Here is a 13,311-nt window from a genome sequence, read left to right on the forward strand (position 1 = left end):
ATCGTGAACCAGCTGTGTCGGCAACGGCACGCTCTGTTCGGATGCGCGCGACGTGATCTACGGGCAAAGATGGGGTCATGGTGGAATCAACGGCTGAACGGGGGAAGCGGGCATCCTCGCGGGTGTCCGAGGAGGGCGCCGGATGGGTGTGCCAGGAGATCGGCACGTTCGACCGGCTGCGGCCGAAGGACGAGGGCTTCACCTGGCTGAACCCGGTCACTCTGTGGAAGTCCCGCAACGAGATCCTCGCCGGCCTGTTCGGCGACCCGTCCGGCGAGGTGCGCGAGCAGTGGGTGGCCGCCCTGCGCGGGCGCGGCACGGACCCCGATCTCCGGATCGCGCCCGAGGCCGGCGAGAGCTTCGACTTCCTGCTCGTCGGCGACACCGGTGAGGGCGACGCGTCCCAGTACGCGGTGGTGCCCGGCATGCTGAAGGCGGGGGAGGGCACCGCGTTCGCGATCCTGGCCAGCGACATCATCTACCCGGCCGGGTCGGGCAACGACTACCGCGACAAGTTCTTCCGCCCTTACCAGGACTACGACGCGCCGATCTACGCGATCCCCGGCAACCACGACTGGTACGACGGGCTCGGCGGGTTCATGCGGGTCTTCTGCGACGCCTCGCTCAAGCCCAGGCCCGACCGGGGGCTGCGCGGGCTGCTGTGGCGCAAGCCCGAGACGATCGACGAACCGGCCCTGGCCGAGGCCCGCGCGCTGCGTGGCCGCCCGGCCCAGCAGGCGACGCAGCCCGGCCCGTACTGGGTGATCGACACCCCGAGCCTGCTCATCGTGGGCGTCGACACCGGCATCAAGGGCACCATCGACAAGGGCCAGACCGCGTGGCTGCGCCGCGTGTCGCTCGACCCCCGGCCGAAGCTCCTGGTCACGGGCAAGCCGATCTACACCGGCAACGCCTACAAGCCCTCCGCGCTGGAGGGCGGCGGCACCATCGACGACATCGTGCGCGACCCGCGCCACCGCTACGTGGCGGCCATCGGCGGCGACGTGCACAACTACCAGCGCTACCCGGTCCAGGTCGGCGACCGGGTCATCCAGTACGTCGTGTCCGGCGGCGGCGGCGCGTTCATGCACGCCACCCACACCATCCGGCGCGTCGACGTGGGCGGCGTGCACGAGGACGACTACCGCTGCTACCCGCTGCGCGGCGACTCGCTGTCCTTCTACAGCCAGCTCTACGCCAAGCGGCTGCGGATGAAGTGGCTCTGCCTCACCCCTGACGAGGCCGCCTGCATCATGGCCGAGCAGATCAAGAACACGCCGGTGCGGCCGGCCGGCGGCGCCGTGACGATCACCCGGCGGATGCGGTGGGCGGCGCGGTTGCTCGGGTCCTGGCCGTGGCCGTTCCGGCTGCCGGTGGACCGGGTGTTCCAGCACTTCCTGTCCGAGCTGTCCGACTGGGACACCCCGCCGTTCTTCAAGCAGTTCCTGCGCCTGTCGGTCACCCCCGAGGCGCTCACCATCCGGTGCCACGCCGCCACCGGGTGCCTGCGGCAGGAGCTCGAACCCCCCATCGAGGACGAGGTGCGCATCTCTTTGTCGTAGCCGCCTGGCACCCTGGAGTCGTGTACGTGGTGCTGGCCGGAGAGCGGCTCCTTCCCGCGGGCGGGCCGCCCCGCCCCGCCGGGCCCGGCGCGGTGCGCGAGCTGGAGGCGTCGCGGCCGCGGTGGGTGTGGGCCGACACCCGCGAGGCCTACCCGCCGCTGCTCGCCGCCGGGGTGCGGGTCTCCCGCTGCCACGACCTCGCACTCACCGAGGCCCTGCTGCTGGCGTACGAAGCGCGTCACGGGGAGCCGCGCTCGGCCAGGGCCGCGCACGCCAGGCTGCACGGCCGGCCCGTCCCCGACGACGCGCCGGAAGATCCCGGCACGCTCTTCGCGCCCGAGCCGCTGCCCCCGGAGGCGGTGGCCGAGGTGCTCGCCGACCAGCTCGCCCGGATCGCGGCGCTGCCCGATCCCGGCCGGTTCCGGTTGCTGGCCGCCGCCGAGTCCGCCGGCGCGCTCATCGCCGCCGAGATGAGCCACGACGGCATGCCCTGGCGCAGGGACGTGCACGACGCGCTGCTCGCCGAGATGCTCGGGCCCCGGCCGGTCCACGGCATGCGGCCGGCCAAGCTGCAGGCGCTGGCCGACCGGGTGTCGGCGGCGTTCGGCCATCCGGTCAACCCCGATTCGGTGCAGCAGCTGGTCAAGGCCTTCAAGGGGGCCGGGGTGGCGATCAAGTCCACCCGGTCCTGGGAGCTCAAGCAGGTCGGCCATCCGGCGGTCGAGCCGCTGCTCGCCTACAAGGAGCTGGCCAGGCTCCACAGCTTCCACGGCTGGGCGTGGGCCGACCAGTGGGTGCGCGGCGGCCGCTTCCGGCCCGAATACGTGGTCGGCGGCGTGGTCTCCGGCCGCTGGGCGACCAGCGGCGGCGGCGCCCTGCAGATCCCCAAGGTGCTGCGCAGGGTGGTGGTGGCCGACGACGGGTGGGCTCTCGTCGTCGCCGACGCCGCCCAGCTGGAGCCGCGGGTGCTCGCCGCGATGGCGGGCGACGCCGGGCTGGCCGCCGCGGCGGGGGAGATCGACCTCTACTCGGCGCTGGCCGGCTCGTTCGGCGGCCAGCGCGACCACGCCAAGATCGCGATGCTGTCGGCGATGTACGGCGGCACCAGCGGCGACGCCGCCCGGCTGCTGCCCGTCATGCGCCGGCGCTTCCCGAAGGCCTACCAGTTCGTCGAGGACGCCGCCAAGGCCGGGGAGGAGGGCAGGCTCGTGCGGTCCTGGCTCGGGCGCACCAGCCCGCCGCCGTCCGCGTCCTGGCGCGAGCTCGTCTCCGGCCCCGAGGGCGGCCGGGCGGCGCGCGACCGGGGCAGGTTCACCCGCAACTTCGTGGTCCAGGCCACCGCCGCCGAATGGGCGCTGTCGCTCATGGGGGTGCTGCGCGGCCTCCTGCCCCGCCCGGCCCGGCTGGTGTTCTTCCAGCACGACGAGGTCATCGTGCACTGCCCGCTCGACCTGGCCGAGCAGGTGGCGGACGCGGTGGGCGCCGCGGCGGCCGAGGCGACCCGGCTGCTGTTCGGGGCCACTCCGGTGCGCTTCCCGATGGAGGCGGTCGCGGTCAGCTGCTACGCGGACGCCAAATAGCGCCCGACCGGCGGGCCGCCAGCGCCAGCCACACCCCGGCCAGCGCCACCATCACGCCCACGCCCGCACCGAGCACCCCGTACGACAGACCGCCCACGATCACGCCGGCCAGCACCGTGCCGGTCGCCCCGCACACGTTCATGAGCAGGTCCGACAGCCCTTGGACGGCCGTGCGGCCGTCGATCGAGACCGACTCGCTGACCAGCGCGGAGCCGGCCACCAGCCCGCACGACCAGCCCAGGCCGAGCACGAACAGCGCCACCGTCACCTGCCACACCTGGTGGCCCGCCGTGGCCGCCAGCACGGCGGAGACCAGCAGCAGGCCCATGCCGAGCAGCAGCACTGGCACCCGGCCCGCCTTGTCCGCCAGCCAGCCGACCACCGGCGACATCACGTACATGCCGGCGATGTGCAGGCTGATCACGATGCCGATCACGTCCAGCTCGGCGCCGTCGTGGTGCAGCTTGACCGGGGTCATCGACATGATCGACACCATCGCGGTGTGGCTGACGGCGATCATCACCAGGGCCTGGCGGGCCATCGGCGTGGTGCGCAGGATCCGCCACGCGGTGCGGACCGTCCGCTTGCCCGCCTCCGTCGAGGGTTTCCTGCCGTCGTGCTCCCTGGCCAGCTTGAGCGGGTCGGGACGCAGGCCGGCGAAGACGATCAGCAGCGCCAGCGCGAACGCCAGCGCGGCGAACGCGAACGGCCCGGCCTTCCCCACCAGCCCGGCCTCCATGCCGATCCGGTCGGCCGGCTCGGCCAGGTTGGGGCCGGCCACCGAGCCGACCGTCGCCGCCCACACCACCAGCGACAGGTGCCGGGCGGCGTGGTTCCTGGGCGACAGGTCGGTGGCCGAGTAGCGGGCCGCCAGGTTGCCCGCGCTGCCGCCGCCGACCAGCACCAGCCCGGCCAGCAGCAGCTGCCAGTTGCCGAGGTTGATGGCGACGACCGAGATGGCGCAGCCGAGCAGCGCCGCCAGGTACGCCAGCGCCAGGCCGGACCGCCTGCCGCCCTTGCTCGACGCCTTGGCCGTCGGCAGGGCGAGCAGGGCCGCCCCCAGCACCGTCGCGGTCCCCGCGAAGCCGCTGATCATCGTCGACCCGGAGAGCTGGTCGACCACCACCGAGCTGAGCGCCAGTCCGACGGCGACTCCGACGCCGCCCACGATCTGCGCGGCCGAGAGCACGATCAGAGTGCGGCGCTGGACGGCCCGGAGATGGGCGGAGGGCGAGGCGTCAGCGGTCGTGGGGGTGCTGGTCACCCGTGAAGTCTCGCATAGCCCCAGAGATCACCCCAAAACGTTGTTTTTGGGACTACAACACTGTGACGGGGTCACCTCGCCTGATCACGCCCGTGCCGTCGGGGATCAGGTTGACGCCGAACCACACCTTGCCGTCCCACCTGCGGTGACGGCTCAGGGTGCGGATCGGCTCCTTGCCCTTGGCGTAGGTGTCCGGGTCGACGGTCGTCAGCACGCAGCGGTCGCATCCCTTGGCGGCCCGGAACTCCGCCTCGCCGATCCGCAGCCGCCGCCACCCGTCCTCGGCGAACGCCTCGTCCGCGCCCTCCACCACCACGCTGGGCCGGAACCTGCGCATGTCCAGCGGCCGCGGGATCTCCTCGCCCAGTTCGGCCGCCGTCTCCGCGACCCAGTCGCCGAGCCGGGCCAGCGAGGCCGTCGTGGTGAGCAGCAGCGGGTAGCCGTCGGCCAGGCTCACCCGGTCGCCGGGCAGGCCGTACGCGGGATCGACCGGGCGCCGGGTGGGGTCGTCCAGCCAGGCCAGCCTGGCGGGCCGCCCGATCAGCGCGGCCATCCACGCGGCCGCGTCGTCCCCGCAGTCGGTCACCTCCACCGGCGTCCCCCAGACGTTCGCCGTGAACCTGCGCGAGGTGGGGACGACGCGCAGCGGGTCGGCGTGCGGGCCGGTGAGTTTGATCGCGGCGCCGTCGGCCAGGGCCACGCAGGCCAGCATGATCGGATGCTCGCGGGCGGTGATCGGCTCGCCGCGCTCGTCCACGACGAGGTAGCGCCGGTCGCCGGCCAGCCCCCACGGCTGCACCTCGGCCTCGGCCACCTCGTGCCCAGAGGTGGATTTGATGGGATAGAAGAAGATGCTCCCCAGCCTCATGTGCAGACCGTACAACATCACGATCTGACTTCCGGGCCTTCCACCAGGAAGGACGCCGGGTCAGGTGGACTGGCGGAAGGTGTCGAAGAAGACCTTGCGGGCCCCGGACTGGTCGTCCCAGACGAGCTCCGGCATGTCGAAGGTGATCGTGAAGGCCGTCTTGTCGTCGACGGTGACGAACCGGGTGAGCGCGTGCATGGGCACCTCGTTCTCGGCGGCGTAGGTGTACTCCCAGTCGGTCGCCTTCCAGCCGCGGTAGTCGGTCTCCTGCAGCTGCACCTGGATGTAGCCGTCCCTGCCGCCGTCCGCCTCCTCGCGGGTCAGCTCCGACAGGCCGCCGTCGGCCTGGGGCGCCACCTGGGCGACGATCACCTCGATGCCCGAGTCCTTCGGCCCGGTGATCGTGGTCTGGCCGCCCGAGGTGCTCAGCTTCCAGCCCTCGGGCACGCCCACGCTGAACCCCGGCGGGGTCTCCTCGACGTACCCGTCGGGCACCGGGGAGGCCTCGGCCCGCGCCGGGGCGCTGCTGGCGACCGAGAGCGGGGTCGTCACGGGCTCGACGGAACCGCTCGACGCGTAGATCATCAGCGCGGCCACCACGGCGACCACGGCCGCCACGGCGGCGACGATCAGCAGCGGCGTCGGCCGCCCGTCGCGCACCCAGGCGTTGCCGTTCTCGTCCGGGCTGCGCCGGCTGGTGGTGGGCCGGCCGGCGGAGGTCCGGTGGGGACCGCCGGGCAGCTGGGCCAGGCGGCTGCGGCCGACGTCCTTGGACAGCCTGTGCGACTGGTCGCGCAGGTCGTCGTCGGTCGCCAGCGGCCACCGGCCGGAGGCGCTCACGCTGCGGCTGTCGCTGGTCAGCGGCAGGATGGGCGGCGCCGGTTGCTCACCGGAGTCACCCGGCCCCCGCGCGCGGCCCACGCCGGGGAAGGACAGGCCGTCCGGCTCCGGGTAGGCGCCGGACGCCCCGCCCGGCGTCGCGTACGGTCCGGACGCGCCTCCCGGCGTCGAGTAGGGGCCCGACGTCTCCTGTCCCGGCAACGGGTACGGGCCGGACGTGTCGTGTCCGGGCAGCGGGTACGGGCCTGACGTGCTGCCCGGTGACGGGTAGCCGCCCGGGGCCGGGTCCGACAGCGACCTCGGGGCCGCCGAGCCGCCGAGCCCCGGAAGGGAGTGCGGGCCCGAGGAGAACGCGTCGAACTCCGGCTTCCGCAACTGGTCGGTCCGGTGACCGGACGTCGTGTCGTAGGGAATGCCGTACCCGTCGGAAGGGCTGTTCTCCGGGTCGTACGGGACGCGCACCGGGCCCGAGGGCGTCTCCACGATCCGCGAGGGCAGCGGCCCCGACGGCGGCCCCGACGGCGGCTCCAGCGGCGGCAGCAGCCCGGCGGGCGTCGAGTCGCCCAGCGTGGGCAGCGGCGCGGGCGTCTCCGGGGTGCGCGGCCGTACCGAGCCGTGCGCGAGCAGCACCCGCTCCAGCCGGTCGGCGACCTGGTCGGCGGTGAGCCGCGCGGCCGGGTTCTTCTGCAGCAGCCCCTCGATCACCGGCAGCAGCGCGCCGGCGCGCTGCGGCCTGGACGGCTCCTGCGTGAGCACCGCGCCCAGCACCGCGACCGCGTCAGGACCCTCGTACGGGGGACGGCCCTCGACGGCCGCGTACAGCGTCGCCCCGAACGACCACAGGTCGGCCGCCGCCGAGATCGGCTGCCCCGACAGGCGCTCCGGCGGGATGTACGCGGGCGAGCCCATGAGCAGCCCGGTCTGGGTGATCGTGACGTCGCCCTCGACGGCGGCGATGCCGAAGTCGGTCAGCACCACCCGGTCGGCGGTGAGCAGCACGTTGCCCGGCTTGACGTCGCGGTGCAGGATGCCGGAGGCGTGCGCGTGCCGGAGCGCGTCGAGCACCCGGATGGCGATCTCGGCGGCCTGGATCACCGGCAGCGGGCCGCTCTGCCGCACCGCCTGCTCCAGCGACCAGGCGCGGACCAGCTCCATGACGATCCACGGGCGGCCGTCCTCCTCCACCACGTCGTGCACGGTGACGATGCCGGGGTGCTGCAGCCGCGCGGCCGACCTGGCCTCGCGCAGCACCCGCCGGTGCGCCGCCTGCTTGCCCGCGTGGTCCAGGCCGAACGGCAGGATGAGCTCCTTGACCGCCACGTCCCTGTCGAGCAGCACGTCGTGGGCGTGCCACACCATGCCCATGCCGCCCCGGCCGACGGGCGACATCAGCCGGTAACGCCTGCCGACGAGCTTGCCCTGGCTCTGTGGAGTGCCGCCTTCAGCGCCGGGGCCGCTGAGCACGCGGTCGGCTGCCATGTCCCGCCCCCATCTCCAGCCTCAAAGGTCACACAAGTCACGCCGTGGTTTCACCTCATGGGATTCGTCACCATATAGGCACGTGAACCGGGGCGAAACCATAGTGTCGCTTTTCGGGGGTTGACGTGCGGTTTCGCTATACCTCGAATGGATCAGCCACCGCGTCCGACAGCGCCCGCAGAGCTGCCGTGAACGCCTCCGCGGGAGGGCTGACGAGCCCCGCGCCGACCTGTCCGGTGCCCGCGATCCTGCCCGCGATGCCGGTGTTCACCACGGGCAGCAGACCGGTCCTGGCGACGAGCGTGACGTCGATGCCGGTGGGCGTGCCGCGGAAGCCGAGCCCCGGGATCTGGTAGGCGGGATGCTCCGCCAGCGTGATCTCGTACATCGACCGCGTGGCGGCCACCGCGTCCGCGACCTCGCCGCCCACGAACCGGACGATGGCCGGGGCCGCCGCCATCGCGAACCCGCCCAGCCCGGACGTCTCGGTGATGGTGGAGTCGCCGATGTCCGGGTTGGCGTCGCCGGGCCCGTACGCGCCCAGGTACAGGCCGTCCGGCACCCCGGCCGGCCCGGTGAACCATCGGCCGCCGAGCCCCGACACCTGCACGCCGAAGTCCGTGCCGTTCCGCGCCATGGCCACGACCAGGGTCGAACCCGGCACGTCCCGGGCCGCGTCGGTGCTCACCTTGGCCGCGGCCATCCCCGCGTTGAGGAAGAAGTGGTCGTTGCCGGCGATGAAGCGCAGCACCTCCGACGCGTGGCCCGGCGCCGCGTCCGAGATCGCCGGGGCCAGCTCGCGCAGCAGCAGCGAGGTCGCCGCCCGGTTGCGGTTGTGCAGCTCGTCGCCCATCTGCAGCGCCTGCGCGATGAGCGACCGCAGGTCCAGCGGCCCGGTCAGCCCGATCGCCGCCGACAGCGCGGGCCCGAGCACGCCGTCCATCCAGCGCAGCCGGTCGAGCACCTCGGGCCCGTACGCGCCGTAGCGCAGCACCTTGCCCAGGCCCTCGTTGAGCGAGCAGTACGCGGTGCCGCCGTGCTCGGTGTCGCGCACCTCGAACAGCCACATGGACGGGCTGACGACGCCCGCCATCGGGCCCACGGCCGCGTGCTGATGACACGGCTCCAGCCGCACCTCCCCGGCGGCGAGCCTGGCCGCCGCCTCCCGCTCGTCGTCCGCGTACCCCTCGAACAGCATCGCGCCGATCAGCGCACCGCGCATCGGGCCCGACGCCCGCTCCCAGGTGATCGGCGGGCCCGCGTGCAGGAACGTGCGCTCCGCCGTCCGCAGCACCTCCGACGCCCGCCGTACGCCGGCCAGCTCCGGGCGGGCCGAGACCAGGCGGCGCACCGCCAGGTCGTTGGCCGCCTGCCTGCGCGGGTCGGCGAGCACCCTGGCCAGGGCGTCCGCGGTGCCCGCGAGGGGCGGGCGCCAGGAGACGCCGGTGACGGCGGCGGCCTGCTCGCGCAGCGCGTCCGCGAGCAGGCCGGCGCCGGCCGTGATGACGTGGGGCGGGCCGTCGAGCAGTGTCATAGCGAGTCCCTGGCGTGCCGGGCGGCTTGCGCGTTGGAGGTGAACACGACGGCGCCGGCGTCGCGGAAGGCCGCGGCCTGCCGGAGCAGGTCCTGCGGGTCGGCCTCGGTGCCGATCAGCGCGACCACCACGGCGGCGGGCAGGGCGGCGATCGCGGGGGCGAGCCGGGCGGCGGGATCGGGGTCGGCGGCGTGGCCGAGCACCACGTCCATGAGCACCACGCCGCCAGGCGGCACCTTGCCCAGGGCCTCCAGCCGCAGCGTGGGGTCGATCATCGGGTGCGCCCGGCCCCGGGTGTAGACGTCGTCCCCGTAGTCGGTGAACTCCCCGGCCCCGGCGATCAGCGCCGCCTCGGCGCACAGCGTCCCACCGGAGTAGATCCCGATCAGCGGCCCGGGATCTTCGCCGGCCACCGTCACGGCTCTCCGGGCGGAGCCGTCCCAGCAGGGCCAGGCGGGCACCGGGCGGCCGAGGGCGCGCAGGGCGGCCTCGGCGGCGGCGGTGAGGTCGGTGCCGGAGCCGAGCAGCGCCTCCACGACCGGCGTGCGCAGCGACTCCACCACCTGCCGCACGGTCCCCGCCACCTCCGGGTCCGGCGGCTTGGAGACCAGCACGATCAGCTCCGTGGCCGGGTCCTCGTCCAGCATGCGCAGCGCCCGCACCGTCGAGAGCCCGCCGACCGCCGCCGACAGGTCCCTGCCGCCGACGCCGAGCACGTGGCTGACCCCCACGCCCGCGAGGTCCAGCAGGCAGCTCACCTGCTGGGCGCCGGTCCCCGACGCGGCCACCAGCCCGACGGGCCCGGGACGCAGCACGTTGGCGAACCCCAGCCCCACCCCGCCGACCACGGCCGTGCCGCAGTCGGGTCCCATGACGAGCACGCCGCGCTCGTCCGCGCGCTCCTTCAGCAGCCGCTCCGACCCGACCGGCACCCCGTCGCTGAAGACCATGACGGGCAGCCCGGCCTCGATCGCGTCCATCGCCTCGGCGAAGGCGTGCTCGCCCGGCACCGACACCAGCGCCAGGTCCGCGCCGCCGCCGCGCGCCGCCGAGCGGGTGGTCAGCGGCGGCTGCTCGGCCTCCCGCGCCGGCCCCGCCGAGGAGAGCTCCGCCAGGTGGCGGTCCAGCTCGTGCGCCGCCGCCGCGGTGTCCGGCCCGCGCAGCGCGACCAGCAGGTCGCCCGGACCGGCCGGAGGCAGCTCGAAGCCCAGGTCGCGGGCCAGCTCAAGGTTGAGCTCCGTGGCCATGGCGACGATCGCCACCGCCGTGCCAGGCAGCTCGGACAGCGCCCTGCTCACCCGCATCAGCGCCACCGAGTCGTGGTAGACGCCCTCGCGTACGAAGACCGTGTCGTTCATCCCCGTCCCCCCAGCGCGCGTACGGTCTCCAGCCCGATCGCGATGCCCTGCGCCAGGTCGGCGCCCGAGGTGTGGCCCAGCCCGCACAGCCGGCGCAGCGCCGGCCCCAGCGGCTGCCGCCCGGTCAGGCCGCGCAGCACCGCGAGCACCTCCGGGCACGCCTCGCCGCGCGCCGCGCAGTGCAGCAGCGTCGCGGAGATCGGCGTGGTACGGGTGCGCGCGTCGAACGTGACGGTCGCCCCCAGCCACCCGGCCAGGTCGACCGCCCGCGCGGTGCCGGTCGCCGCACCCAGGTGGCGCAGCGTCACCAGCAGCCCCGCCAGCACGTCGTCGCCGCTCGGCGTCAGCCCGGGACCGAGGCCGACCAGCCGCTCGGCCGCCGTCACCGCGCCCAGCAGCCACCCGGAGGCGCAACTGGCCGCCAGCAGCTCGACCGCGTCGTTGCCGTCCAGGCCCGGCGTGCCCCGCCCGGCCAGCGCCGACGGCGGCGGCAGCGTCGCGGGATCGACCTCGCCCAGCCGCGGAGACGGATCCCACCAGCGGCGGGCGCGCAGGCTCAGCCCGCCGACGTCCACCGAGCCGTCGCCCACGAAGGCCTCGTCACCCATGGTCACGCGCGGCAGCGCTCCTGCGAGCAGCATCGAGTTCGGCAGCCGGGTGGCAGGTCCCGTCACCACGGCGATCACCGCGGGCTCCAGCTCGGTCCTGACCTCCAGGTAGATCCCGGCGGGGAACGCGGCGAGCACCCGGGCGGGCCGCCTCGAAGCCTCCAGGACCGGGCGCACCGCGGTGCTCGCGGCGCCCGTGACGTGCGCGCGTACCCGCCTCACGTGAGTACCGACCGTCACCGGACCTCCCTACCGACCCTGGACCTGACCGTAGAACGGGCCCGGCAACCGCCCGTACGGAGAAATTTGCCAACAGTCAGCGGGAAGACTGGCTCTTCCTGACAGACGGTATGTGGGGCCACAATCTGTACATGGAGCCCCCAGTTCGTCTCGCCAGCACGGGAACGATCATCCACGGCGTGTCCGTCGGAGAGTTGCTGGGCGTGTCGACTCTCGCGGAGGCCCGGCTGATCGCGGGGGAGAGCGGTCTGGGCCGTATCGTGCAACGCCTCAACGTCATGGAGGTGCCCGACATCCTGGCCTGGGTGAAGCCGCACGAGCTGCTGCTCACCACCGGCTACCCGCTGCGCAACACGCCGCAGTCGCTCGGCCGCCTGGTCGCCGACCTGGACGAGCGCGGGCTGGCGGCGCTGGCCATCAAGCTCGGACGGTACGTCGACGAGCTGCCGTCGGCGATGGCCGAGCAGGCGGACCGGCTCGGCTTCCCGCTCATCCTGCTGCCGAACGACGTCGGTTTCGACGACATCCTCAACCAGGTGCTCACCGACATCCTCAACCGGCAGGCGGCCGTGCTCGTCCGCGCCGAGGAGGCGCACCGGGCGCTGGTGCAGGTGGTGCTGGCCGGCGGCGGGCTGGACGAGGTCACCACGGAGGTGGCGGCGCTGCTGGACGTGTCGGTGGCCGCCGTCGACGGCCGCGGCCGGGTGCTGGCGTCGGCGGGCCCGCACGAGGCGGCGCTGCGCGAGTCCATCACCCGCGACTGGCCGCCCGGCGCGGCCGCGTCGCCCGGCGCCCGCACCGCGGTGTCGGTGCCGGTGATCGCGGGCGGGCACCACCACGGCCGGATCGTCGCCTACAGCCCGTCCGGCGACATCCGCGACAGCGACGTCGGCATCCTGGAACGTGCCGCCACCGTGGCCGCGCTCGCCGTCACCCGGCAGGAGGCGGTGAACGCGGTCGAGAGCAAGTACCGCGCCGACTTCCTGCGCGACGTGCTCACCGGCCGGGCCGGCTCCGCCGAGCGGGTGGTGGTCAGGGCGCGGGCGTTCGGCTGGGACCTGGAGCGGCCGGTGACCGTGCTGGTGGCCGAGCTCGACCCCGACGGCGACGAGCGCACCGCCCAGGACCGGCTGGTGACGTGCTGGACGGCCGCGATGCGCCGGCACGACCCGCGCGGCGCGGTGGCCGGCTTCTCCCACGAGGTGGTGGCCGTGGTGGACGCCTCGGTGGACGCCTCCCGCATCGCCAAGGACGCCGCCTCGGCCTTCGCCGACACGCCGCCCGTGACGTTCTCCACCGGCACCTCCCGCCCCAGCCGGGGGCCCGAGACGTTACCGGAGGCGTACTCGCAGGCGCTGAAGGCGGCCCGGGTGGGCCGCCAGCTGCACGGGCCCGGCGCCGTCGCGCACTTCGACCAGCTCGGCGTCTACCGGCTGCTGTCGCTGGTCAACGACACCGACGAACTGCACGCGTTCGTCCGGGAGACGCTCGGCCCGCTGGCCTCCGACGACGACGCCGAGAACGCCGACCTGCGCCGCACCCTGCAGGTCCTGCTGGAGACCAACCTCAACGTGGCCGAGACCGCCCGCCGACTGCACTTCCACTACAACACGCTCCGCTACCGCATCGGGAAACTGGAGCGGCTGCTGGGCAACTTCACCGACGACCCGCACCTGCGGCTCAACCTGACCCTGGCCCTGCACGTGCTGAGGATGCGCGGCATCTAGGGTTGGCAGGCGTGGACTTCGAACTGCGCTCCGACTACATCCCGCTCTGCGACCTGCTGAAGTACTGCGGGGTCACCGAGACGGGCGGCCTGGCCAAGATGCTCGTCGCCGAAGGCATGGTGGAGGTGGACGGCGAGGTGGAGCTGCGCAAGACGGCCAAGATCCGCTCCGGCCAGGTCGTCACCGGTGAGGGCTTCACCATCCACGTCCACTGACGATCACCGGCCCCGCCGGGCAGAAGTGCGCAACGG

The 13,311-nt window shown here is 74.0% G+C and carries 10 protein-coding genes; 4 read left to right on the forward strand and 6 right to left on the reverse strand.

From position 1 onward, the window contains the following. Positions 1-77: 77 nt before the first annotated feature. On the forward strand, positions 78-1,562 hold the full coding sequence (locus KME79_RS03090) for a metallophosphoesterase family protein (protein ID WP_219543220.1): 1,485 nt from the start codon (positions 78-80) through the stop codon (positions 1,560-1,562). A 20-nt stretch (positions 1,563-1,582) separates the two neighbouring features. After that, positions 1,583-3,142 carry a bifunctional 3'-5' exonuclease/DNA polymerase gene (locus KME79_RS03095; protein ID WP_219543221.1) on the forward strand — a complete coding sequence of 520 codons (1,560 nt, stop codon included), beginning with the start codon at positions 1,583-1,585 and terminating at the stop codon, positions 3,140-3,142. Here KME79_RS03095 and KME79_RS03100 read toward each other — a convergent pair. The 6 genes from KME79_RS03100 to KME79_RS03125 form a co-directional block, all read right to left on the reverse strand. Then, the gene (locus KME79_RS03100) at positions 3,117-4,406 is read right to left on the reverse strand and encodes an MFS transporter (protein ID WP_219543222.1); all 1,290 of its coding nucleotides are present in this window, start codon (positions 4,404-4,406) and stop codon (positions 3,117-3,119) included. The two genes, KME79_RS03095 and KME79_RS03100, sit on opposite strands and share 26 nt — an antisense overlap. 52 nt (positions 4,407-4,458) lie before the next feature. Further along, a complete protein-coding gene (locus tag KME79_RS03105; protein ID WP_219543223.1) occupies positions 4,459-5,274 on the reverse strand; it encodes an MOSC domain-containing protein in 816 nt (271 codons plus the stop codon). 60 nt (positions 5,275-5,334) lie between these two features. Then, a complete protein-coding gene (locus KME79_RS03110) occupies positions 5,335-7,593 on the reverse strand; it encodes a serine/threonine-protein kinase (protein ID WP_219543224.1) in 2,259 nt (752 codons plus the stop codon). Between the two features lie 136 nt (positions 7,594-7,729). Beyond that, positions 7,730-9,127 carry a YlbE family protein gene (locus KME79_RS03115; RefSeq protein WP_219543225.1) on the reverse strand — a complete coding sequence of 466 codons (1,398 nt, stop codon included), beginning with the start codon at positions 9,125-9,127 and terminating at the stop codon, positions 7,730-7,732. Then, the gene (locus KME79_RS03120; RefSeq protein WP_219543226.1) at positions 9,124-10,485 is read right to left on the reverse strand and encodes an AllF/FdrA family protein; all 1,362 of its coding nucleotides are present in this window, start codon (positions 10,483-10,485) and stop codon (positions 9,124-9,126) included. The genes KME79_RS03115 and KME79_RS03120 overlap by 4 nt, the downstream gene beginning before the upstream one ends. After that, on the reverse strand, positions 10,482-11,333 hold the full coding sequence (locus KME79_RS03125; protein ID WP_219543227.1) for an oxamate carbamoyltransferase subunit AllH family protein: 852 nt from the start codon (positions 11,331-11,333) through the stop codon (positions 10,482-10,484). Before KME79_RS03125 ends, KME79_RS03120 begins: the two co-directional genes overlap by 4 nt. Before the next feature lie 131 nt (positions 11,334-11,464). Between KME79_RS03125 and KME79_RS03130 the strand changes: the two genes are divergently transcribed. Then, the gene (locus KME79_RS03130) at positions 11,465-13,060 is read left to right on the forward strand and encodes a PucR family transcriptional regulator (protein ID WP_148030436.1); all 1,596 of its coding nucleotides are present in this window, start codon (positions 11,465-11,467) and stop codon (positions 13,058-13,060) included. Between the two features lie 11 nt (positions 13,061-13,071). Next, positions 13,072-13,275, forward strand: a complete 204-nt coding sequence (locus tag KME79_RS03135) for an RNA-binding S4 domain-containing protein (RefSeq protein ID WP_148030437.1) — start codon at positions 13,072-13,074, stop codon at positions 13,273-13,275. Positions 13,276-13,311 lie beyond the last annotated feature (36 nt).

The sequence above is a fragment of the Nonomuraea harbinensis genome (assembly GCF_019396385.1).
In the GTDB taxonomy this organism is placed as follows: domain Bacteria; phylum Actinomycetota; class Actinomycetes; order Streptosporangiales; family Streptosporangiaceae; genus Nonomuraea; species Nonomuraea ferruginea.